This window comes from Pseudomonas sp. SDO5271_S396, from assembly GCF_054071795.1.
In genome coordinates this window covers 12,313-35,737 of record NZ_JBSVWB010000046.1, presented here as the reverse complement: position 1 = coordinate 35,737, position 23,425 = coordinate 12,313, and the positions used below count along the sequence as shown (strand labels likewise).

The window sequence follows — 23,425 nt, the reverse complement described above, 5'->3', positions numbered from 1 at the left end:
GTTGAATGCGTTACACGCAGCATACTAGGTGTGAATGAGAGGGATTATCAATAGTGTTCCTTTAATATTTTTTTTGGATTAGACTCCGGCCGGCTGGCTTCAAACAGCATTTTGCCAACTGATAAAAATACAAATATCTGTGGTAGGGGAGCGGGGCGTGAATTTCAAGAAAACTACACTTGCGTTGGCAGTCGGGTCCGCGATGTGCCTTGCAAACACGGCGTGGGCCGAAGATCAGCCGACCGCGATGGAGATTGCACCCATCACGGTGACCGGTGAAAAAATCAACCGCACCCTGGAACAAACCCAGTCCAGTGTAGCGGTGGTCACCGAACAGCAACTGCGCGAAAAGGCTGATCACAACCTGATCGACGTGTTTGCCCGCACCCCTGGCGTGTACAACCAGGCCGGCAACGAAAACTGGGGGATTCGCGGCGTGCCGGTGTCGGGTTTCGACGACCAGGGCCCGGCGACCCTCAACGGCGCGGTGTCGGTATTCGTCGACGGCGCCCAGCAACCCAACCGCGCGCTGACCCTCAGCCCTGTCGGCCTGTGGGACGTCGAGCAAGTGGAAGTGCTGCTCGGTCCACAGTCCACCACCCAGGGCCGCAATTCGCTGGCCGGTGCGGTGGTGATCCAGACCAAGAACCCGACGTTCGAGCCGTCCTTTTCGGCGCAGACCAACGTCGGCAACTACGGTGAGCACGGCGTGGCCGTGGCCGGTGGTGGCGCGATCGTCGACGACAAGATCGCCGGCCGCATCGCCATCGACACCCAGGACGGCGACGGCTACATCCGCAACACCACCAATCACGACGACGCCAACCCGCACCGCACCAGCAACTACCGCGGCAAGCTGTTGATCACCCCGAACGACGACACCGATGTGCTGCTGACCTACGCGCACAACGAACACCGCCAGGGCGACAACTCGATCACCCGCATCGGCGACAAGGTCCAGTATTACAAGATCGCCTCCAACACCAAGGCGTTCGACAACCTCAACCAGGACACCCTGAGCGCGAAGATCGACTGGCGCCTCAACGATGCCTGGACGCTGACCAACCTGACCACCTACACCCATTCGGCCTACACCGCGCGCAAGGACTTCGACCAGACCGCGCAGGTCAACAACGTGATCCTGCGTGAGCAGTCCGGCGACATGTTCAGCCAGGAGCTGCGCCTGGGTTACGAGTCCGACACGGTGCGCAGTTTCGGCGGCCTGTACTTCGGCCATACCACCAACGCCTTCCACGACCGCCTGCTGTTCAACAACGTTCAGCGCGGCGCGGCCAAGGGCGATGTGGATATCAAGAACGCCGCGCTGTTCGGCGAGGTCGACTGGACATTCGCCCCGAACTGGACCCTGATCACCGGTCTGCGTTACGACTACGAGATCAACGACACCGACATCAAGCAGGACGACTTCTCCAGCCCCGGCAAGGTGAAGAAGACCTTCAACGCGTTCCTGCCGAAAATCGGCATCGACTACCAGTTCATCCCCGATCAGTACGTCGGCTTCATGGTGCAGAAAGGCTACCGTGGCGGCGGCGTGAACGTGCGGGCCGGTGGCGGTCACCAGGCGTACGATCCGGAATACACCACCAACTACGAGCTGTCCTACCGTGGCTCGTTCATGGAAAAGACCCTGCGTGCCCGGGCCAACCTGTACTACACCGATTGGAAGGACCAGCAGGTCAGCGTGCTTGACCCGTCGGGTGACTTCTTCCTCGTGTACAACGCCGGTCGCAGTGACATCAAGGGCCTGGAGGTCTCGGTCGAAAAAGACTTCGGCGACCAGTTCACCCTCAACGTCAATGGCGCCGTGACCGACTCCAAGTACAAGGACTTCAATACCGGCGACGGCAACGATCGCAGTGGCGAGCCGTTCCTCTACTCGCCGAAATACAAGATGTCGGTGGGCGGTACCTACCGCTGGAACGAGCGCCTGACCCTCAACACCGACGTCACCTACCAGAGCACCGCGCCATCGGACTTCGAGTTCGACAGCAACGGCAATGTGAGCAAGGTGCGCCGCAGTGACAACTACGTGCTGACCAACTTCAGCACCGAATACAAGGTGACCAAGAACGTCGCCGTGTCCGGTTACCTGAAAAACGCGTTCGGCAAGGAATACGTCACCAGCAACCGCATTGGCGACATCATCGACGTGGGCGCCCCGCGCACGTTCGGTCTGGTGCTGCGTTACGACATGTAAACCCAGAGGCGCGGGGAAAAGGTTTCCCCGCGCCTGGTTGCAAGGCTGTCGCCGCCTGGCGCACGCGTGTCCGGGCGGCTTTGTTTGCTCTCGAACCCAGCCTCCATGGAGGACATCATGACTGCTTTTTCGACTGCCACGACGGGCGGCGCGCCACAGCTGCGCCTGTTGCACACCGGGCTTTCCCAGCCGTATTGCCTTGACCCGACGCCGATGCTGGAGCGTCAACAACGGCAGGAATCCAACGCCCGCAGTTACCCAAGACGCATCCCGCTGGTACTCGAACGCGCTCATGGCATCTACGTGCAGGACAGTCGCGGCCAAGTGTTCGTCGATTGCCTGGCCGGCGCCGGCACCCTGGCGCTGGGGCACAATCACCCGGTCATCGTCGAAGCCATCACCCAACTGATGACCGCCGGTCTACCCATGCACACGCTGGACTTGATGACGCCCGTGAAGGACGCCTTCGTCCAGGAAATCTTCGGCTGTTTGCCGCCCGAATTCGCGCGCACCGCACGCATCCAGTTTTGTGGCCCCAGCGGTGCCGACGCCGTGGAAGCCGCGCTCAAATTGACCCGCACCGCCACGGGCCGTCACTCGGTACTCGCGTTCGAAGGCGCTTACCACGGCATGACCCTGGGCACGCTGGCCATCAGCGGCAACCTGTCGCCCAAGAACGCGCTTGGCGCCCTGATGCCCGGCGTGCAACGCCTGGCGTATCCCCACGATTACCGCTGCCCGTACGGGGTGGGCGGTGACCAGGGCATCACCCTGAATGTGCGTTACCTCGAACACCTGCTCAACGACCCGGAAAGCGGCGTGACCTTGCCGGCGGCGATGATCCTGGAGCCGATCCAGGGCGAGGGCGGCGTGATTGCCGCGCCGGACCGCTGGTTGCAGGAACTGCGGCGCTTGACCACAACCCATGGCATCCCGCTGATCGTCGACGAAATCCAATGCGGCATCGCCCGTAGCGGACGCATGTTCGGCTTTGAACAGTCAGGCATCACGCCGGACGTGATCACCTTGTCCAAAGCCATTGGCGGTGGGCTGCCGCTGTCGGTGGTGGTGTACAACGAATCCCTGGACGTGTGGCAACCCGGCGCACACGCCGGCACCTTCCGTGGCAATCAGTTGGCCATGGCCGCCGGCACCGCGACGCTGCGTTTCATTCGTGACCATGACCTGGCGGCGCATGCCGAGACCGTGGGCGCGCATTTGCGCGAGCAATTGCACGCATTGCAAAGCGAATTCGCCTGGATCGGCGACGTGCGTGGTCGGGGCTTGATGCTCGGCATGGAAATCGTCGACCCCCACGGCAGCGTCGATGTGCAGGGCCATCCACCGGTGGACACAGCGCGGGCCAAGGCATTCCAGCAGGCGTGCCTCAAGCATGGCTTGATCGTCGAACTGGGCGGACGCCACGGCGCGACCGTGCGCTTCCTGCCGCCGCTGATCATCACCCGGGAAGAAATCGACTTTGTGGCGCAGATTCTTTTCGAGGCGGCGCAGTCGATCAATACGGGGTTGTGAGCCGGGCAGCCCGGCGCCTGTGGCAGGTGTCGGGCTGTTTCAGGGTTCACCCCGGCGAATAGCGGCGATCAACGCACGAAGCGCGACTGACACATGGCGATGGCCCGAGTAATACAGGCACAGCCCTGGCATGGTCGGGCACCACTCTTCCAGTACCCGCTCCAGTCTGCCATCGGCCAGGGCCTCAAGGGCCAGATGTTCGGGAACAAAGGCGATGCCTACGCCCTCGATGGCCGCTTCGACCATGAACGGCTGGTCGGTCAGCGTGAGCGGGCCGCTGACATTGATGGCCTCCTTGCGACCTTCACGCTCAAACTCCCAGCGGTAGAGCGCGCCGCTGTCAAAGCGGAAGCGGATGCAGTCATGCCGGTAAAGATCCTGTGGCGTGTCGGGGCGACCCTGGGTGGCGAAGTAGCCGGGTGAACCCACGGCGGCAAAGCGGATGTCGTCGGTCAGGCGAATGGCGATCATGTCCTGTGGCACGGCTTCCGCCAAGCGGATGCCGGCATCGAAGCCGTCGGCAGTGATGTCACTGAGCTTGCCATCGGTGACCACATCCAGATGAATCGAAGGGTGTTCGCGCAGAAAGCGCGCCAGCACCGGGCGAAAGATCATGCGCACCGCGCCTTCGCTGGCATTGATCCGGATGGTGCCGCCGGGAACGGTGCGCAGATCATCGGTCTCCTGCATTGCATCGGCAATCGACGACAGAGCAGGGTTGAGTTTCCCGGCCAGGCGCTCGCCGGCATCCGTCAGGGACACGCTGCGTGTGGTTCGATTGAACAGGCGCACCCCCAGCCGCTGTTCGAGGGCCTTGACCGAATGGCTGACGGCGGAGGGGGTGACTTCCAATTCCAGTGCGGCTGCGCGGAAATTCAGGTGCCTGGCCGCTGCCAGAAAGACGCTGAGCGTGAAGAAGTCCACGCCTTTGAACTGTTGAACAGTGTTCATGTATTTATCAAGTATTGTGGCCATATTCGCGTCAGTGAGTATCCCATAAGCTCGGCAAACTCACGACGCTGGAGGCGCGAATATGTCCAAACACGGTAATTACATCGCAGAAAAAATCACCTTCGATTCCCATGGCGACGCTGTTGTCGGCGTGCTTTATCGGCCCAAAGGTGCTGGGCCGTTTCCCGTTGTGGTGGTACTGGGGCCGTATTCATTCTCCAAGGAGCAGGCGCCCACTCAGTACGCCACTCGGCTGGCCGACGAAGGTTATGCGGCCCTGGCCTTCGACCCGCGTACCGTGGGTGAAAGCGGCGGCATGCCGCGACGGCTGGAAAACCCGAGCATGAAAAACCAGGACGTGGTGGCCGCGCTCGATGCCTTGCTGGCCCGGCCCGATATCGACCGTACGCGGGTGTTCCTGCTGGGGATCTGTCAGGGTGGCCCCGAGATGCTGGATATCGCCTCTTATGAGGAACGGGTGACGGCAGTCGCTTCAGTCACCGGTTATTACCGTGACCGTGAAACCGACCTGTTCATGCTGGCCGCAGGCGTCAGCGAAAACCCTTTCGACGCTGCCACGGCGCCCACCACCGAACAACTGGAGGCCTTGCTCGCCGCGCGCCTGGAACGTGCACGGGCGGCCAAGGCGCGCTACGACGCCACCGGGGAAGTCATCTATCAACCCTTGGTCAACCCGGAGCTGGGCGACCCTGTGCTCGGTTCGAATGCCGGCTTGCCGGGGCCGCTGGTCTGGAGCTGGTACGGTCCCTGGACGCTCAAGGGCTGGGAAAACCGCTACGCCATCATGAGCGACCTGGACCATTTTGCGTACACCACCGTACCCGGCGTTGCGCGGCTGAAAAAACCGGCATTGGTGGTGCATTCGGATACCTGCATGAACCCGGCCGCCGCCCGCCGTCATTTCGACTCGATTCCCGCCGCCGCTAAAAAACTGATCTGGGAGAACGGTACCCATCACTTCCAGTATTACGAACAACCGGACGTGGTCGACCGTACCGTTGGCCACGTTGCGGATTGGTTTGAGGCACATGGCGCGCAAGCCGTCGTGCGGTAGAGAGCGGTGGCGTCATGAGCATGAAGAACAGCAAGCCCATTGGCACGACCGCGAGCCGTCGGGCTGAAATCCTGTTATCGATCATGGCGTCGGTTCTGCTCGGCCTGACGGTGGACAGCGCGTTCTGGCAAGGTTTTGCCGTGGGCGCGGCGTGGCAGGTGGCGGTGATTGTGGCCTTGGAGGTATTTCGCGGAAAAAGCCGCGCCATGCCATGACCCTCGAGGCTCGCCGATGGCATTGTTTGGATGACTATTTCAGACCGATCAGACTTTTCGCCAAACGTCGCGACTCCCCGGTCATAGTGTGCTGGCTCATGGCGTTGTTCAGCGCGCTGGTCGTATCGCTCAAGGCGCCCTGCAAACTTTGCAGTTCGGCGCTCAGGGTTTGTTGTTTGCGTTTGCGCTCGTCTTCGGAAAGGCTGGTATTGCTCATCACACTGGCAAGTTCGTCACTGACCTTGGCGATCTTTTCCTGCAACTTTCGAATGGTTTTCAGCACTTCCTTGATGTCGTCCGGCAGCGGTGCCTTATCAATATCGGCGTACTTTTCGGCTTCAAGTTTTTCGCGCGCCTCTTTCGAAATATTGATGCGCACAGACAAGGGCGGTGGCGCTTCGGCCAGCGCGTTGTCGCTGACCGACTCGGCAGGCAGGGGATTAGCTTGAGTGTTGATGGCAGGGGGAAGTTGTCCCGCAGGTGAAAGTTTCATGCTGAGTCTCAGGGGTATTTGAACCGAATTGGCCAACGCTAATACGCTGCCCAAGCAAATACAAATGGACTACCTGGAAGCCGTGGAATTGGTATTTTTGCCAGCCGCGCTATTCATCACTGCCGAATAAAGTTGCTGGGCCAAACGAGTTGCCTGCTCACGGTCCTTCACATTGGTAAAGCCCAATAGCAACGCCTTTCGAGGTGCACCAGACACATACCATGCCGACAACGGCTGAACACTCAGCCCAGCACTTTTGGCGAGTGCGGCCGCTTGTCGATCGTCGAATTCCCCGGCATGACGTAATACCAGGTGCATGCCGCCGACCTGATGATCCACCGACCACTCGGGGCCGAATGCGGCGCCAATCGCTTCGATCATAAAGTCGCGGCGTTGCGCATACAGCTCGCGCATGCGCTTGAGATGACGCCCGAAATGCCCGTCATAGATGAACTGGGCGGCGGTCACTTGCCACAGGTGAGGGCAGTGACTGTGCATCGTGTCCGCCACCTGCGCGAAGCGCGCGATCAAGGGTTTCGGCACCACCAGGTAGGCCAGTCGCAAGGAGGGCAGGAGGACTTTGCTGAAGGTGCCGCAATAGAGGACGCGGTTGCCTTCATCGAGGCTTTTCAGGGCCGGCAGGATGCGGCCCTGGTAGCGGTACTCGCTGTCGTAGTCATCCTCGATCACCCAGCTTTTGCGCTGATTGGCCCATTCCAGCAGGGCCTGGCGGCGTGGCATGGACAGGTGCACACACAGCGGGCTTTGGTGAGTGGGCGTTACGACGGCAAAACGTGCATTCGGCGCACGCTCGATGGCATCGCTTACCCGCAGACCTTCGGCATCCACCGGCACCGGTACCAGCTCGGCACCGGCTTCGCTGAGGAACCGGGTGGCTGCGAAATAGCCGGGGTCTTCCACCCAGCATTGGTCGTTCTGGTTCAACAGGCTGCGGCAGATCAAATCAAGACAGGCACGGTAACCGGCCACGATAAACACCTGCTCCGGTGCGCAGGTGATGCCCCGGGACACCCCCAGGTAGCGGGCAACTGCCCGCTGCAACAGAGGATGACCACGGGCATCGGGGTAAATCATGCCCTCCAGCTGTGAATGCCGCAGCACATGGGCGGCCAGACGATTCCACTGCGCCATTGGAAAGGCATCCAACGCCGGCAGCCCCATCTGGAGGGGAAGTGGAAGCGAACCGTCATGGATCATCCGGGGTTGCGGGGAGGGTGCCGAGGGCGTCTGTGGGGCGGGCCCGGTGGGTTTTATCAACGGCGAGACGATGGTCCCCGCCGGCCCGCGCGAGAGGAAATAGCCCTCGTTGATCAACATCTGATAAGCCGCTTCGACCGTGCCCGGCGCCACATTCAGGTTGGAGGCCAGCGCGCGGATGGAAGGAACGCGATCACCGGCCTTGAGCTTGCCTTCTTTGATGGACTCGCGAAAGCGCTGGTAGATCTGCCGGAACATCGGGAGGTCGCCGGTTTTCCGGATCATATTTTTGCGCACGCTATGTCCCAATCAAATTCACGATTTTTGTACCTGTAGGATATGTCATAAAAACGGTAGCGTGCCTGCACTTTTCAAGATAAGGCGCGTTGAGCGCTGACGGGAGACGCACGATGAGCAGCCTTGTTGGGCAGGACGGTGTCACCGCCGAGAGCAGGCCGGTGCAATCGCTGGAGACGCAAAGGGTCATCTGGGTCGCCGCTGTGAGCGCAGCGGTTTATCCGTGGATACTCGACGGGTTCCATTGGGCCGTGACACCGGCCGCCGCATCGATCGGCCGATTTTGCCTGGCCGCACTGTTGCTGGTGATCGCCTTTGCAGTGCCGCTGGTTTGCCTGCTGTTGGCCAGCCGTCAAAGCCGCGCCGCCGGCATCACGCGCGCGCGGCGGTTTGCGCTGATGGCCATGACGGCGCCCACCACCTATGTATTCTTTGGCGTACTCACCTACATGGCCGGCAGCAAGCTTCCGGATACCTGGCTGTGGACGCCGGCCTGGTTGGTGCTGGGCTTCTGGGCAGCGCAAGCAGGGCGCGAATCCATTGCGCCTCGCGCGACCCCATCGGCTTCCCTGCGGGTCGCTCACGGCATCGCGGGTTCAATCGCTGCGCTGTATGTGTTGTTCCATGTGTTCAACCATCTGTTTGGCCTGATCGGCCCGGACGCCCATGCTGCCGTCATGGATATAGGTCGCACGGTGTACCGGGCGAAGATCGTCGAACCGATCCTGGTGATGGTCATGCTGTTCCAGATTGTCAGCGGTTTGAAGCTGGTCTGGACCTGGAGTGAAACGTCCCAGGACCGCTACCGGATTTTCCAGCTGGCCTCCGGTGTGTTCCTGTCGGTGTTTATCCTGGGACATATGAACTCGGTCTTCGTGTTCGCCCGCACCTTCCTGGATATTCCCACCGACTGGGCGTTCGCGACCGGCGCACCGACAGGCCTTGTGAAAGACCCATGGAACATTCGCCTTGTCCCGCACTATGCGCTGGGTGTGTTTTTTGTGTTGACCCATTTGTTTTCGGGCTTGCGCGTCGTACTGCTGGCCCATGCCGTGAACACCCGCACGGCAAACCGCCTTTGGTGGGCCGGTGCCGTATTCAGTGCATTGATCGCACTGGCCATTCTGTCCGGCATGACGGGCTTGCGCCTGAAATGACTCAGGAGATGCTTGCGCGGCTCTGGGCCCACGCGTGGCGGTTGGCCGGGGACGTTGACATTGCGCAGCGGCTGGTTGAACTGGCCTGTCGACGGGTGCAAAAGGGGCTGCATCCTGCCGCTGGAGATCGATCGCCTTGTGCCTGGATGTTCTGCGCGCTGCATCACATCTGGCGCAACGAGTTGCACCGGCTGCAACGCTGTCAGCACACGCCGCGCGTGCTGCGCATGACCGGTGTTGCCTGCACGCATACTCGGCTGCTACAGGCGGTGGCGCGCTTGCCGGCGGAACAGCGCGAAGCGTTCCTGCTCTCCCATGTCGAAGGCTTCAGCGCTTCGGATGTGGCGTACATCATGGGGACCAAACCGCTTGAGGTGATCAGGCAGTGTGCGCAGGCACATCGCAGTGTTGCGCGGCCGTTGGCCAGGTTGGAGCCGGTGTTCAACACGGCCCCTCATCCTTGACCCTGGCGCCATCCCTGGCCGATTCAGTCAGGTGTTACTTTTCCCACGCCGCTTTGGGAATCAACAGACCGTGGTTGCCGTTGTAACTGGCACGCTCAGGTTGTTTCCAGCCCTCCAGCAACGCCTCGTCGAGCCGGTAGATTTCCACGCCCAGCGGGCGGCAGACTTTCAGCGGGTCTTCGGCATCGGGGCCCCACATCGGCAGCGACAGGTCGCCACCCGGGCAGGTGGAGAGGGCGCACAGCAGATCGATTTCAGCGAAGAATTCCAGGTAGTCGCCTTGTTTTGCCGGACACGCCTTCATGAAGTACATGTCGTCGTGATTGAGGCCGGTGCACTGGAAGATGTTCAGCACGTCATGCACATCGAACTCGGTCAGGCCGTGGGGCAATACGGCGCGGGTCAGGTTGGAGTGGCAGTGATGGTGAAAGTCTTCACCGGTGAGCATCTTGTTCACGTAAGGATCGCAGCGGGTACCGAGCAAGTCGTGCAGGCGGCCGCCGTGTTCGTCGATGCCGTAGTCGGCCAGGCTGTCGTCGGTGATGGTGACCAGCGGCCGCAGAAACGGCAGGTTCGACCACAGGCGGTCGTAGGTGCTGACGTGAGCGCCCTGCAATTGACGGGTGCGTGAGGCCCACATGCGCTCCCGTGGATCGTTGGCGTTCCACACGTTGAAGTCGCCGACCTGCGGCCCCACCGGTGTGGTCACGCGAAACACATGGCCGGCGGGCACTTTCCAGGCGCGGCCGGTACGGATCGGCACTTCGAACTGCTCGATCAGGGTGCGCTGTTCCCGGGCTTCGCGCACGCGATCATAAAAGGGCTTGTCGACCTGCAGTGCAGCGCCTTTGCTGACCTGGTACGCCGCTGGATAGTCTTTGTACATGGGGAGTCCTCTTGTTCAGTGTTTTGGCATGCTGCCGAGAATGTCCAGCAGCACGAGTTCGGAGTCGTTGAGGTAGCTGGTCATGGCTTCCTCGGCAGCTTTCTTGTGGCCTTCGCCCAACAGGTCGTGAATCTGCCGGTCCCGTTCGAGCCAGGGTTTCTGGAAGGTTTCTTCGCTGGGGGCGTTGGAGAACACCAGGCGCAGCTGGGCCGCGACATGGGTGAAGAATTCGTCAAATAGCGGGCTGCGCATCAGGCCGACGATGTGCTGATGAAAGCGCAGGCTGTGGGTGCCGAAGGCTTGCCAGTTCTCGCGGTCCTGGGCCAATTGGGCCGCCTCGATGGCCTCCAGCATCAGGTCGGATTGGTATTCGCGCAGCGGCTTGCTCATGGCGATGGCTTGCAACTCCAGGGTGCGGCGTACGTTGAAGATATCGCGCACGTCGTCGATGCCCAGACGGCGCACCATCACGCCTTTGTTGCGCACGTAGCTGGTCAGGCCTTCACGGCCCAGTTGGTGCAAGGCTTCGCGCACGGTATTGCGCGAGGCGTTGTAGGCATTGACCAGCTCGCTCTCCACCAACGGCATGCCCGGCAAGAGGCGCCCGCCGATGATGTCTTCACGCAACTCGATGGCGACCTGATCCGACAGCGACAGGCTTTTTTCCTTGGGTGGGCTCACCGTGTGTCCTCTTGTTCAGGCCAGTTGTACGTCTTTGAGAAACCGGGTCATGCGCTCGCTGCGCTGCTCCAGCATCTCCCGTGGTGCGGCGTTCTGGATAATTTCGCCGCCTTCCATGAACACCACCCGATCAGAGAGCTTGAAGGCGAAGTTCATTTCGTGGGTGACGATCACCATGGTCATGCCTTCACGCGCCAGTTCCTCGATCACCGCCAGTACATCGCCGACCAGTTCCGGGTCGAGGGCCGAGGTCGGCTCGTCGAACAGCATCACCGAAGGCCGCATCGCCAGTGCCCGGGCGATTGCCACACGCTGTTGTTGCCCGCCCGACAACTGGTGCGGGTATTTACCGGCATGTTCGAGCATGCCGACCTTGCGCAGCAACGCCAGGCTCAGCAAGCGCAGTTCTTCACCGCCGCCATGGCCGTGATAGACCGGCGCGAGCATGACGTTTTCCAGCGCTGTCTTGTGCGGGAACAGATTGAACCCCTGGAACACCATGCCGACGTGCACGATGCCCTGCATATGCACGGTGTTACCCAATGCACCTTCCGGGGTTTTGGTGCCGCGCAGGAACGGTTGGCCTTGCAGGGTGATTTGCCCATGATCCAGGCTCTCCAGGCCGTTCATGGTGCGAATCAGCGTGGTCTTGCCCGAACCCGACGGACCGATGATCGACACCACTTCGCCCCAGCGCACGTTCAACTCGACCCCCTTGAGGACTTCCAGCTCGCCATAGGCCTTGCGCACCCCTTGCGCCTGCAAGGCAAACTCGCCGGGTTCGGACTGGCCGGCGGCACGGGTGGTCGCCACCTGCGCCAGTTCCGCCGTGGCGATGCGCTTGGGCTTGCGGCGTGTCACGTCCAGGTGGTTCTCCAGCAGGCGCAACAGTCGACTGAACACGGTGACGATGAACACATAGTAGAAGGCCACCGCGAACATCGTCTCCATGACCAGGAAGTTCTGGGTATAGAGCTGTTGGCCCACCAGCAGAATTTCCGACAGGGAAATCACCGAGACCAGCGAGGTGAGCTTGACGATGGTGATGTATTCGTTGGCCAGGGTGGGGAGGGCGACGCGCAGCGCCTGCGGTACCACGATCAAGCGTTGCACGCCGCGATAACCGATGCCCAGGGCCTTGCCCGCTTCCAGTTGTCCCTTGGCCACTGCCAGCAGGCCACCGCGATGAATCTCGGCGATGTACGCCGCTTCGCTGAGTACCAACGCGATCAGTCCCGCCGAGTACGGATTGGACAGCAGGGCGCTGGTGGACGGAAACACCTGGGGCAGGTTGTAGACGAAGATCAACAGAACCAGCAGCGGCAGGCTGCGGAAAAACCAGATGTAGAGGCCCGCCGTGTCCCGCAGCCAGCGCCGCTGCGACTGTCGCGCCAGGGCCAGGAGAAAGCCGAAGACGATCCCCAGCAGCCAGGTTTCCAGGCTCAGTTCGACCACGGTGGCGACGGCTCGCCAGAAATCGCCGTTCCACAACAGGCCCAAGGTGTAATGCCAATCGAATTGCATGTACTGACTCCGCATTGCTGGGATTTTTCCGCCGGGCGGAAAGCATCGATGTATCCGCTATGGGATCCGGGTCTTAAGGAGCGGTGGTGCCCAATGCCGCGGTCACATCGTCGGCACTCGGTTCGTCGAGGTTGTAGCGGGCGAGCAGCGCCTTGTAGCTGCCGTCCTGCTTGATCTGGCCGAGGGCGGTGTTCAGTTCATCCAGCAGCGCCTGGTTGCCTTTGCGTACCGCCAGCCCGATAACCACCGGATAGATCAGCTCGCGGGAACTGATGACGGTTTTGCCTTGCAGTTTTTCGACGGTGATCTTGGCGACGGCGGGATCTTCCATCTGCACATCCACGGCTTTGGCCAACAAGGCCTGCGCCGCTTCCGGCGAGGTCGGGAATTCGCGCGACTCGATCGCCGGTTTGCCCGCGGGCAGGCAGTACTCGGCGGACACCTTGTTGAGCTTGGGCACCCAGGAGGCGCCCTTGATCGAGCCGACGCGCTTGCCGCACAGGTCTTCGGGCTGCTGCGGCCTGAAATCGCTGGCGCTGAGTACCATCAACGAAGAACCGGTCTTCAGGTAGCTGACGAAATCCACCTGCTTGGCGCGTTCCGGGGTGACATACAGCGCCGACGCGACCACATCGAAGCGTTGGGCATTGACGCCCAGGATCAGGTTGGCAAAGCGGGTGTCGAGAAAGCGTGGCGCCAGGTGCAATTGTTTGCCGATCAACTGCATGAACTCCGGATCGAAGCCGGCGGGCTGCTTGTCCTCGAGGTAGGTGTAGGGCGGGTAGGTCAGGTCGGAACCGACTGACAACTCACCCGCCTTGAGCGTGCCTTTGGTCTCTGCAGCAGACACCAGCGGTGCCACGCAGGCCAGCGTGACCGTGAGTGCCAGGTTACGCAGGGTTTTCGTGTTCAACAGAACTGTTTGCATGTTCGTACCCTCGGTTATGTAGGCTATTAGCGCTTGATTGTTCAACAATCTTGTATTTGTGTATTAGCGGTTATCGTGCCAACTACGAAAATAGAGCTCGATTTGAGTGGTTTTTGTTCTTGGGAGCGCGGTTTCAGGGCGTGCGAGAGCACTGATGTGGCGCGATTCGTTACCGAATGCAACATCGTGGGGCGTGTGGGGGAGGGCTGTTACCGAGGGGATGCAAGGCGGGCAGGAGTCGCTATCAGCCGTGTACTTCCATGCAGCACGGTCTGATGGTTGTCTGTGAAGTCAAATGTGCGACGGGGCTTGATGGCTCATTCCGTCGCCACAGCCGCTTCGAGCTTGGTGCCTTTCAACATTTTTTCCGGACCATGCACTCTGCTGTGGACTCCGCTCGAAGGCTTGCCCAATGCTGTCGCCACAAAGTCCTGATCGGCGACGGAGTGCCCGGGCGCTAGAAAGTAACCGCCGTGCTCACGCTTCATCCGAACAATTTTGCCGCTGGGTAACTTCAAGAAAACGATAGGTTTTTCGGGTTGCGCGGGGCGGCACTTGGCATAGTTGCTGTGTTCTTGCAGGGCCTGCATCGCCGCGGCAGTGCAGGCCTCCAGGGTCAAGCCGGCCTGTACCGGGAGTTCCTTGTTAACGTTGAGGACGGTCGCGAGCAGAAGTGTGTAAGGCGACATGGCGCTATCTCCGGATAGTGTCTGCACTGGGTGGGTGTAATGGATGGCGAAAACAGGTTCACTGATTCATCGACTGCCACAAGCGTTGCACCCTTGGCGTCATGTTTTCGGGAGACGGCGTGAGATCACGCTCCTGGTGCGGCAGGTATTTGATGTACAACACTTCGGGCACACGCACGATCTCGTTGCTGCCCTGAATGAACTCGCGGTCACGCCCGAGCACGATACCGACCGGGCAAAAGCCCACACGCTCCAACAGGTGCTGAACGGCACTGTCATTCAGGGTGGCATAGGTATGGATGCTGGCCATGCCTTGCAAAAGGGCTGCTTGCTCCATGAGTTCCATGACCACGACGCCCAGGCCCGAACGTCGATGTCGCGCGTCAACGATACCGATGCGTCCGTAAAGGTTTTGGGTATCGGGGTCGCGCTCCAGGCAGACCATGCACACCAATTCACCTTCTTTGCGCCCTACATAAACGACACTGTCGCGCTCCACTTCGTGCTTCAGGGAAACCGAGTCGAGGTAGTACGCCGTGCGCGTGAAGCGGGCGCCGTCGCCGTAGCGAATGTTGGGGTGCCAGTCGAGCACCCTGCGAGCCAGCTCTTCAACGTCCGGACGTGAAAGCTGCACGATGGTGTATCCCTCGGGGAGGGAGGGCAGGTTAAGTTGCGCTGGATCGGGCCATTTCATAAATACCTCATTATCGATACGGTAACGTGAAAGGGTGAGGAGACTGAATTAAATAATGGACCTAAATAAGCGAGCGATTATGGAGTGGGTTTTGTTGTTCGGCAAATCCGAATGCTTAAACTTATAAGGTGTTAAAAAATAAAGTTTAATCAATATCCAATTCCATGTTTTTTGAGGTGGCCATTAATATTTCAAGATGTTTCTATGAGGTTTTTTATTTGCCGATGATTATCTATCTATCTGATTTATATTGATTTTGTTTATTTAACATTATTAATAGTTGTGAAAGAAAAGTTTCCGGGCTTTTTCTTGTTTAAGGCGCGTCATAGTTTAAAGGGGAGCGTATTTTCTTATGTGGCTACGTGCCATGAATCAAAGGAGTGGACGATGTCCCGTGTTCAAGATGATTCACGACTGCCAACTTCCCTGAAAAATGCCCACTCAGTGTTCAATCAGGCGTTGAGCAAGGCACAGTCCGGCAAACCTGCCTCGGGCGTGCCGCGTCAGGCCAGGGCGAATGATGCGGCCCCGCGCTGGGAGGCCTACAAAGCAATAGAGGCGCCGGGCAAGACCGCTGCCGATACCATTCGCTACACCACCCAAGATGGCGAAGAGGTGATCGTCTATCGCTCCAGTAGTCCGGCGCTCTATGAACAGGTGGTCGAGGATTACCATGGTCGCCAGGCAGAGGCTGAAGGCTATCGGCATTCGCTGGATAACGACGACACGATTTCCTATTACGAGCACATCACCCAGATCGATACGAGCCACGCCGAGGATGGCGTGATCACCTACCAGTTTGGTGCCAACAGAAGTGTAGTCACCCGTTCTGATACCCCCGATACGTTCGAGCGCCTGCTGCACATGAAAGAAGTGCTGGGCTACAAGGAGCAGGGGTATGCCCTGGTGCAGGACGCGCAGGGCGCGCTGCCGATCAAAAGTACCGCCTACAAGAAGATTGAACGACTCGACAACGGCCTGACCCTTGTAGAAATGCAGGATGGCCAGCGCTACGTGATTTCTGAACAACTCAACCCTCAAAGCGATAGCCAGATGAGGTATATGGCCGATGTGCTCGCGCAACTGGAGTCAGGCAAGGCCGAGGGTTATGAGGTACAGACGTCACTGCCCGCCGACTATGACATCGATAAGGTGAAGGTCGAATCGGTCGACGAGAAGACGGGATTGATCCATTTTCAGTATGACGGGCACAAATACATGCTTGCGCCGGGTGATGCTTCAGGGGAAAAGGGGTCACCGTTGGAAAACGTGCGAATCGGCCTTGGTGGCGCTGGTCGTGAAATACCTGAGTTCGGCCCCGGTGGTGAACAACTGTACGACCTGTTGTGGGCACTGAAGGCGACCGATGGCACGGATGCGCATACCACTGTCATCGACGCTATCAAGCATGACGAGGTGCTGACCCGCGACGACGATAAGCCGCTCAGGCTCGAGGATGTCGAAAGCATTACGCCACCCGTCGATGCGGGTGCGGTGGTGGCCAGCGCCGACCTATTCAAACGCATCGGTTTGACACCCGAACAATCTGCACCTGAAAGCGGAGCGCTGATCGTCACGCTCAAGAACGGTGAGCGGCGGGTCGTGATCGAAGCGCTGGCCCCGAATGCGTTCAAGGCGTACACCGAGCAAAGCCAGGCACTGGATGACATCGCACGGGCGGAGAAAGACGGGTATCGCCTGGCCGGGCCCGATGAATATCTGCCGTCGACCGAGGATATCCGTAGCCTCGATGAGCCCGGCAAGTACGGCGACGATCTGATCGGCTTCACCTATCAGAAACCGGGTGGCGAGGAACAAAAGATCGTTGTCAGTGCGCTGACCAATCCTGAGATGTTCGCTCAGGTGGCCGGCGTGCGCGACGAGCGCACCCTGGTCGACAATGACCTGGACACGCTGCGTGCGGAGCATGGGTTGCCGGGCCATGACGAGGTCAGTGTCAACACGCTGGAAACCACGGAAAAAAACGACGACGGCGAGGCCATGACCGTGCAGGAACTGGCCCTGAAACGCATGTACGACGAATACCGGGAGGGCATGAACAACGGCAGTATTCCCGTTGATGACCCTCGCGCTAAGTTCGTGCGTGCGCTGGATGCCAAGAGCATGGCGACCCAGGGCATGAGCATCATTCCCGAACATGGAGAAGCCTGGAAGGGCGCGCCTTCCGACCCCATCGACGTGACCGGTCGTGACGTGCGCGAAGAAATCTTCGATATGCAGGCCATCGATGAAACATTGGGCACACTGGTACAGGACAAAACGATCGCGGCAGACCTGGAGCGTTTCGACCAAGAGGCTCGCGAGAAAGTATCGGGCGGCCCCGAAAAGGTAGCCGAGGTCGAGGCGCGTTTGAAAGAGAGCGTGACCGGCGACGCTTATATCAAATACCTCAAAGCGTTGGAGAAGGATGGCAAGGGCGACCTGGCACAGTTGGACGTTCAGCAGACGTTTATGAACCTGATGCAGGTGGACCCGGAGCTGGCTCAGCAATTTCTGCAGGGCTTGAGCCGCGACAGCATGATCATGGAGCTGGACGAGATCCTCGGCGACCCCAGCAAGATTTCTGACGAAAACAACGCCATTGCGGCCTTCGACACGACCAACTATTGGCTGCGCGCCGCGCGCGGCACCGTCGATATTCCTTCTCACCTGGTTGGAACCTGGGAAAACACCGTTCAGAAGCTGATGCTGGACAAGCAGGACGGGGCCGCATTCGGGCGTATTTACGCGGAACTCGGTGATCAGTACATGCGTACCGGGACCCTGACCGATGCCGACATTCAGAAAGCCTTCAACGCCGAAAAGAATGCCTTCAAGTCGTTGTCCTCAGGGGAGAAGGGGGATTTGGCGAAAATGTTCGGCACCATGCGTGATACCGGCACGTTCGGCGCGGTGTCCGGGGTATTCGGCCTGGCCCGTGGCGTGTACCAGCTACACGGCAACCCGACCGGTCTGGCCAAGACTTCAGAGGGGCGGCTGGCGATCGCCAACGACTTCATCACCTTCGCCAGTTTTTCCAACAATTTCACGACCCTGGGTTCCAAGGGCATGGACCTGATCTTCGACACCAAGATCTACGAGCACCTTGGCCTGAACAAAACCATTCCTGATATGTGGCGCAAGCCTGGCGTTCAACCACCGGTGGATGTGGATTCGGACCTGGCCAAGCATATGAAGAGCCAGGGTTTTCTGCCGGACAAGCCAGACCGCTTCATCCCCGATGACAACGGGCGATTCCGGGTCGAGTCGGGAGGGGCCAACAGTGGGGGGGCATGGATCACCGACGACAAGGGGGGCAATGCGGTACGCGGGGGTTCCAGTAACCCGGCCAATTACCCGAACTTTGATCCGGATGCGTTCAAGGCCGGCTACCTGGAGGGTAACAACTCCAAGTACCGTGCAGTCGGGTCCAACACAGCGCACCGCATTGCCGGTTCGATGTCTCGATTCATCGGCTCATCTTCCGATCTGGTCGGCGGCGTCGTGGGTGTCGTATTGGGAGCATTCGGCATTCGCGACGGCCTGAAGAACGGGGATGCAGTACAGACAGCGGCGGGCTTCTTCGGCGTGGTAGGCGGCGCCGGGGGGATCGCGGCGGGACTTGGCTCCGTAAATGCCGCATGGGGGTTCTTCACCGGCCCGGCGGGCAGGGTACTCGCAGGCCTGGGCTCAGCAGGTTTTCTAGTGTCGGCGGTGTTCGGCTTTATGGGGGGCATCTTCGGTATCGTCAGGGGCGTCAAGCTGCAAAAGGCATCCAAGCAGAACTGGCTGCAAATCAAGCAGTACGAGAAAGACGGATTACTCAAGGACAATGGCGCGGAAAACTACGTGCGTTTACAGACCTACCTGTCCAACTACCGTCAGCGCGATACGCCCGACGACCAGAGCATCTTCGACTACCGCGCGCAGGATTGGAGTGATCCCGACTCCGTGCATAAGGATTACGAAGGTGATGGCGACAATGCCGTGACCAAGGAACATGATTTTTACGGTTCCAATACGGGGGCCAGGCTTTAGGGGCTGTATGGTTTCATCGTGCCGGCAAGGCCGCAGGCAGGCAACTTCATCGCCCACCTGCGGCCTTCACGCTCGGACTGGCCGGGATCTTCAGGACTCGGCGCGATCTCGATTGCCAATCACTTCCTGTGCGGCTGATCTTGCAGGCTGAAGCAGGAAGTCGAATTGTATTTCAGCACTGCGTTTTCCGGATCCGGCTGTTTCGTCGTTGAAGTTGACGTCACATACCAACCCTTCGCGCGTGGCGTAAGCAAAGTCATCCCACAAGTATTTATCGCCCGCCAGGTTGATTTGAGTCGTGAGGTGACGGCAGCCCGGAGCCGAGATAAAGAAATGAATATGGGCGGGCCGATTGCCGTGACGACCGATTGAGTCCAGGAGTGCCTGGGTGGGGCCGTCGGCAGGGCAGCCGTAGCCGGAAGGCAGAATACTGTGCGCCCTGTAGCGACCTTCATGGTCGGCGATAATCCGGCGCCGCAAATTGAAGCTCGATTGGCTTGGATCAAAGTGCGAGTAGCCGCCTTTGGTGTTGGCGTGCCAAATGTCGACAATGGCTCCGGGAATGGGTTGGCCGCTCTCATCCAATACGCGCCCATGCAAAAACATGCGGGTACCCGCGTCGGTTCCGTCATCCATGCGTGCTTCTGCTTCACAGATCGGCGCGCCTGCTACATAGAGCGGTCCCTCGATGGTGCGAGGCGTACCCCCGGTCATGCCTGCCAGTTCGTCGCGGGCATCGGATAACAGGTCCAGGTAATGTTCCAGGCCCAAGCCTGCCACTAACAACGCGGCTTCCTGGCGAGTACCTAATTGATTGATGTATGCGACGGCTTTCCAGAGTTCCTCATCGGTGATCTCAAGGTCTTCGATGGTTTTTACCAGATCGTTCAACAGTCGATTGATGACCTGCTTGAGACGTGGGTTGCCCGTGTTGTTTTTCAGGCCGCTGGTCTCCTCAAGAAAGTTTTGCACGTCGACAGTATGGGAAAGTTTAATGCTCACGGCGACACCTCGTTTTTTATAAGAGCGTCTGCCAACGCAAAATAGATGCCAGTAAAAACAAATCAGCTAAAGGTTTGTTATTGAAGGAAAAGAAGTGAGGTGCGATTTTTATTGAATCCAACTTTAATCAAATGGTTGATTTTATGAGGCGGACTTTCATCATTTGAGAGGCCGCAGAGCAAGTGCCAGAGAATTGGTCTTGTCATATAAATAAAAATTGGTCTTCAAGTAACTTCAACAGGCTGATGTATCCTGAGTTATGAATACATCGCTTGTTATTAACCTCGATCGCTCCCGAAAAATCCCTCTGGCCGAACAGATTCATTGTGGGATCGCTACGGCCATCGAGTCAGGTGCACTGGCGGCCGGTGCCCGGTTGCCGTCCTGGCGTGATCTCGCCGCACAGTTGGGCGTGGCTCGCGGCACCATCAGGGCGGCTTATGAGCGCTTGCTCGACGCTCAATTGATCGTCTGTTCGAAGTCGCGCGGCACTCAGGTGGCGGCGCGCCCAGCGTTGGCCTGTCCTGGCAATACCGCAGAAAAGCACCGAAGCCCGTTATTGGCCATGTTTGACGAGTTTTCGGCCATGCCGGGCGCGTTTCAAATGGGACTGCCCGCCGTCGATTGTTTTCCGGTGAAGTTGTTTTCCAGGATCAGGGCGCAGGCAGTGCGAGCGGAGATCGTAGCGTCCAGGGGCTACCCGGACCCTCGCGGCGAGATTGAATTACGACGGGAAATCGCGGCCCATCTAGCCGTTTCGCGTTCGATCCAATGCTTGCCGTCGCAAATTGTCATCACGGCAGGCTTCACCGGCGCGCTGAGCCTGGCCCTGAAGGTGTTGCGCCTGGATGGGCGATCGGCGTGGATGGAGAATCCAGGTTTTCCAGTGACGCGTTTTAGTCTGCAGGCCGCTCAACTCACGCCCATCCCGATTCCGGTGGATGCCGAGGGGTTGGATGTCGACTTTGGCATGCACTCGGCACCGGATGCAGCGGTGGTGGTCGTTACCTCGGGCCAGCAAGCGCCTTTGGGCCCCACGCTGTCACTGGAACGGCGTTTGAAACTGCTGGATTGGGCCTCGCATTCGGGGGCCTGGGTTATTGAAGACGATTACCTGGGTGAGCTGCAGTTGAGCGGTCGTGCCGCGCCGGCGCTCAGCTCGCTCGACCGTACCGGGCGAGTCCTGCATATCGGCTCTTTCAGCAAGACGATCAGCCCCACGCTTCGATTGGGTTTCATCGTGGTGCCTGTCGAGTTGACCGTGCGATTTGCAGAGGCTGCAATCTGCCTCGCGCCAGCGCCGGGGCCCGCTGTCCAGGATGCCGTGGCCGAGTTCATGCGGGGCGGTCACTACATGCGTCATTTGCGTCGGATGAAGCGTGTCTACGCCTCACGTCGAGACGCACTGGCGACCGCGCTGGGGCATCATGGCTTGTCGGCCACCACTGCGGGTCTTGCGATGCTTGTTCAATTGCCGGAGGGGGCCCTGGATACCTTGATCGAGCGGGAAGCCAAGCCCTTCGGCCTGACGCCGTCGGCCCTGTCGCACTGGTACGAGAGCCCGGATACCCGGCGTTCAGGCCTGTTGCTGGGGGTCACGGCAGCCGTTGACGATCGGCTGCCGGCGCATTGCCTGAGGCTGAAGCAATTGATCGATCAGTTCAGTTGAGAGGCGTTTCCTGCCGTTTCCTCAACCGATAAGCCAGAGCGGGACGTGTCATTCCCAATAAACGTGCAGCCTCGGAGATGTTTTGCCGCGCGCGCGTCATCGCGCCGTGAAACAGTTGCTCTTCCAGGGCATCGAGGCTCAACCCGCGATCGAGTATCTGCTCGACCCATTCTCCAGCGGGCTCCATCAAGGCGCTTTGCGCCGGGGAGTCAGTGCTCAAGCCTATGCTCGTGGTCTCATCCGACAGCGAGGGAAACAACGCCTCCACTGAAATACTCTGGTTGTCGTCAGTGATGATCACACCTCGCTCAATCAGGTTTTCCAGCTCGCGAATGTTGCCCGGCCAGGCGTACTGTTGGCACGCTTCATTGGCGCGATCGGATAACCCCAATGTCTTTTTTTGATAGCTTGCGTGCAATTTCTCGAGAAAATGCTCTATCAGCAGCGGTATGTCCTCCGGGCGTTCACGCAGAGCAGGAATTCGCACAGGGTAAACGTTGAGCCGGTAATACAGATCTGCACGGAACCGACCCTCTTTCACTGCTTGGCCAAGGTCTTCGTGAGTGGCTGCAATGACTCGGACATTGACGTTGCGCGTCTGGCTGTCGCCCACGCGCTCAAGCTCTCCCTCTTGCAGCACCCGCAACAGACTGGCCTGAGCCCTGGGTGTCAGTTCGACAACTTCATCCAGAAACAAGGTGCCGCCATTGGCACGCTCGAAGCGTCCCATACGCGAATGCTGCGCCCCCGTATACGCGCCTTTTTCCACGCCAAACAACTCTGCTTCAAGCAGGTCGGGCGTAATCGCCGCGCAATTCAAGGCGATGAATGGGCCACCGGCGCGTTCGCTACGCACGTGCAGACTGCGGGCAATGACTTCCTTGCCGACACCGGTTTCACCCAGCAACAGAACCGACGCTTTACCGGCCGCAACCTTATCGATCAGCCCGCACGTCTTGCGGTAAATCGGCGAGTGGCCAATGCCGTAAAATTGCCCTGCACGCAGATCCAACCGTTGTTTCATGTTCTCGACCTGAAGCTTCAACGCATGCAGCTCGTCAACGATCGAGTCACTTTGGAAGTACTGCATGAACGCATCCGCGTCTTCCCATTCCTCCGCAGGCTTGCCGATGATTCTGCAAAGGTCGTCGCCGCAGCCGCGACAGCTGACCTCTTTGTAGATGATTCGCCGGCCTACGAAGAAAGATGAATAACTGACCGCGTAGCCAAGCAGCATCCAACAAATCGGCTGATCGGAATGCAGGCGTTCATTTTGGTGATTTTCAACCTCGAAGGAGTCGATCCATTCAATGTCGGCGTAAAAGGTGCCGGCCTCGATATCGATATTCATGGTGCGCGGGCGAACGTGCACCATGCCTTTGAACGAGTGCAACTGAGGCCCGGTGAGAAACATTTCGATATCGCTGCCATGCGGTCGCAGTTTTCTCGCGAGTTCGGCGTCCTTCAATCCGGATTGATAGCCGAGGCGCATAAAAAATCCCTTGGCTCGCTCCTCACCCAGCATTTCGATCAGTTCCCGGCGAAAGGACGCCATCGCTGAAGCTTGCATCAACAGCATGCGTTGCTCGTCCAGCCAGATTTTTCCCTCATGTCCAGGAAATTGAACGCGTCCGGTCAAGTCCTTTAACAGGGGCGAGGTGTCGGACTGTCGATAGGTAACGCTCATACACGT

Annotated in this window: 19 protein-coding genes; 8 read left to right on the top strand and 11 right to left on the bottom strand. The window is 59.4% G+C overall.

Annotation, left to right across the window (positions count from 1 at the left end; translation table 11 throughout):
* Nucleotides 1-157: 157 nt before the first annotated feature.
* Together ACW9IN_RS24390 and ACW9IN_RS24385 are read left to right on the top strand one after the other, a co-directional pair.
* Nucleotides 158-2,218, top strand: coding sequence for a TonB-dependent receptor (locus ACW9IN_RS24390; RefSeq protein ID WP_457368222.1), 2,061 nt, complete (start codon nt 158-160; stop codon nt 2,216-2,218).
* A 117-nt stretch (nt 2,219-2,335) separates the two neighbouring features.
* Nucleotides 2,336-3,751 carry a diaminobutyrate--2-oxoglutarate transaminase gene (locus ACW9IN_RS24385; protein ID WP_457368221.1) on the top strand — a complete coding sequence of 472 codons (1,416 nt, stop codon included), beginning with the start codon at nt 2,336-2,338 and terminating at the stop codon, nt 3,749-3,751.
* A gap of 39 nt (nt 3,752-3,790) precedes the next feature.
* On the opposite strand, the gene ACW9IN_RS24380 is transcribed toward ACW9IN_RS24385, so the two are convergent.
* Nucleotides 3,791-4,702, bottom strand: a complete 912-nt coding sequence (locus tag ACW9IN_RS24380; RefSeq protein WP_457368220.1) for a LysR family transcriptional regulator — start codon at nt 4,700-4,702, stop codon at nt 3,791-3,793.
* A gap of 82 nt (nt 4,703-4,784) precedes the next feature.
* Between ACW9IN_RS24380 and ACW9IN_RS24375 the strand changes: the two genes are divergently transcribed.
* Nucleotides 4,785-5,777 (top strand): alpha/beta hydrolase, encoded by a 993-nt coding sequence (locus ACW9IN_RS24375; protein ID WP_457368219.1) that lies wholly within the window; start codon nt 4,785-4,787, stop codon nt 5,775-5,777.
* A gap of 14 nt (nt 5,778-5,791) precedes the next feature.
* Nucleotides 5,792-5,992 carry a hypothetical protein gene (locus ACW9IN_RS24370; protein ID WP_457368218.1) on the top strand — a complete coding sequence of 67 codons (201 nt, stop codon included), beginning with the start codon at nt 5,792-5,794 and terminating at the stop codon, nt 5,990-5,992.
* Nucleotides 5,993-6,026: 34 nt separating this feature from the next.
* Here ACW9IN_RS24370 and ACW9IN_RS24365 read toward each other — a convergent pair whose 3' ends face one another.
* Both ACW9IN_RS24365 and pdxR (ACW9IN_RS24360) read right to left on the bottom strand, forming a co-directional pair.
* Nucleotides 6,027-6,485 carry a hypothetical protein gene (locus ACW9IN_RS24365; RefSeq protein ID WP_457368217.1) on the bottom strand — a complete coding sequence of 153 codons (459 nt, stop codon included), beginning with the start codon at nt 6,483-6,485 and terminating at the stop codon, nt 6,027-6,029.
* 69 nt (nt 6,486-6,554) lie between these two features.
* A complete protein-coding gene (pdxR, locus tag ACW9IN_RS24360) occupies nt 6,555-7,988 on the bottom strand; it encodes a MocR-like pyridoxine biosynthesis transcription factor PdxR (protein ID WP_457368216.1) in 1,434 nt (477 codons plus the stop codon).
* 125 nt (nt 7,989-8,113) lie between these two features.
* On the opposite strand from pdxR (ACW9IN_RS24360), the gene ACW9IN_RS24355 reads away from it, so the two are divergent.
* Together ACW9IN_RS24355 and ACW9IN_RS24350 are read left to right on the top strand one after the other, a co-directional pair.
* On the top strand, nt 8,114-9,157 hold the full coding sequence (locus tag ACW9IN_RS24355; RefSeq protein WP_457368215.1) for a hypothetical protein: 1,044 nt from the start codon (nt 8,114-8,116) through the stop codon (nt 9,155-9,157).
* Nucleotides 9,154-9,621, top strand: coding sequence for an RNA polymerase sigma factor (locus ACW9IN_RS24350; protein WP_457368214.1), 468 nt, complete (start codon nt 9,154-9,156; stop codon nt 9,619-9,621). The genes ACW9IN_RS24355 and ACW9IN_RS24350 overlap by 4 nt, the downstream gene beginning before the upstream one ends.
* 34 nt (nt 9,622-9,655) lie before the next feature.
* Here ACW9IN_RS24350 and ACW9IN_RS24345 read toward each other — a convergent pair whose 3' ends face one another.
* The 6 genes from ACW9IN_RS24345 to ACW9IN_RS24320 form a co-directional block, all read right to left on the bottom strand.
* Nucleotides 9,656-10,507, bottom strand: coding sequence for an urea carboxylase-associated family protein (locus tag ACW9IN_RS24345; RefSeq protein WP_457368213.1), 852 nt, complete (start codon nt 10,505-10,507; stop codon nt 9,656-9,658).
* 15 nt (nt 10,508-10,522) lie between these two features.
* Entirely contained in the window at nt 10,523-11,188 is a 666-nt protein-coding gene (locus tag ACW9IN_RS24340; RefSeq protein ID WP_457368212.1) for a GntR family transcriptional regulator, read from the bottom strand.
* A gap of 15 nt (nt 11,189-11,203) precedes the next feature.
* Nucleotides 11,204-12,712 (bottom strand): amino acid ABC transporter permease/ATP-binding protein, encoded by a 1,509-nt coding sequence (locus tag ACW9IN_RS24335; RefSeq protein WP_457368211.1) that lies wholly within the window; start codon nt 12,710-12,712, stop codon nt 11,204-11,206.
* A 73-nt stretch (nt 12,713-12,785) separates the two neighbouring features.
* On the bottom strand, nt 12,786-13,640 hold the full coding sequence (locus ACW9IN_RS24330) for an ABC transporter substrate-binding protein (protein ID WP_457368210.1): 855 nt from the start codon (nt 13,638-13,640) through the stop codon (nt 12,786-12,788).
* Nucleotides 13,641-13,957: 317 nt separating this feature from the next.
* Nucleotides 13,958-14,329 carry a hypothetical protein gene (locus tag ACW9IN_RS24325; protein ID WP_457368209.1) on the bottom strand — a complete coding sequence of 124 codons (372 nt, stop codon included), beginning with the start codon at nt 14,327-14,329 and terminating at the stop codon, nt 13,958-13,960.
* Between the two features lie 58 nt (nt 14,330-14,387).
* Complete coding sequence (locus ACW9IN_RS24320; protein WP_457368208.1) at nt 14,388-15,023, bottom strand: GNAT family N-acetyltransferase; 636 nt, start codon at nt 15,021-15,023, stop codon at nt 14,388-14,390.
* A 387-nt stretch (nt 15,024-15,410) separates the two neighbouring features.
* Here ACW9IN_RS24320 and ACW9IN_RS24315 point away from each other — a divergent pair, with 387 nt between their 5' ends.
* A complete protein-coding gene (locus ACW9IN_RS24315) occupies nt 15,411-19,061 on the top strand; it encodes a hypothetical protein (protein ID WP_457368207.1) in 3,651 nt (1,216 codons plus the stop codon).
* Nucleotides 19,062-19,151: 90 nt separating this feature from the next.
* On the opposite strand, the gene catA is transcribed toward ACW9IN_RS24315, so the two are convergent.
* Nucleotides 19,152-20,063, bottom strand: a complete 912-nt coding sequence (gene catA / locus ACW9IN_RS24310) for a catechol 1,2-dioxygenase (RefSeq protein WP_457368206.1) — start codon at nt 20,061-20,063, stop codon at nt 19,152-19,154.
* 259 nt (nt 20,064-20,322) lie between these two features.
* Here catA and pdxR (ACW9IN_RS24305) point away from each other — a divergent pair, with 259 nt between their 5' ends.
* Nucleotides 20,323-21,732: a MocR-like pyridoxine biosynthesis transcription factor PdxR gene (gene pdxR, locus ACW9IN_RS24305; protein ID WP_457368205.1), complete on the top strand. Its 1,410-nt coding sequence runs from the start codon at nt 20,323-20,325 to the stop codon at nt 21,730-21,732.
* Here the strand turns inward: pdxR (ACW9IN_RS24305) and ACW9IN_RS24300 are convergent.
* On the bottom strand, nt 21,725-23,419 hold the full coding sequence (locus ACW9IN_RS24300; RefSeq protein WP_457368204.1) for a sigma 54-interacting transcriptional regulator: 1,695 nt from the start codon (nt 23,417-23,419) through the stop codon (nt 21,725-21,727). The genes pdxR (ACW9IN_RS24305) and ACW9IN_RS24300 overlap by 8 nt on opposite strands.
* Nucleotides 23,420-23,425: the final 6 nt, after the last annotated feature.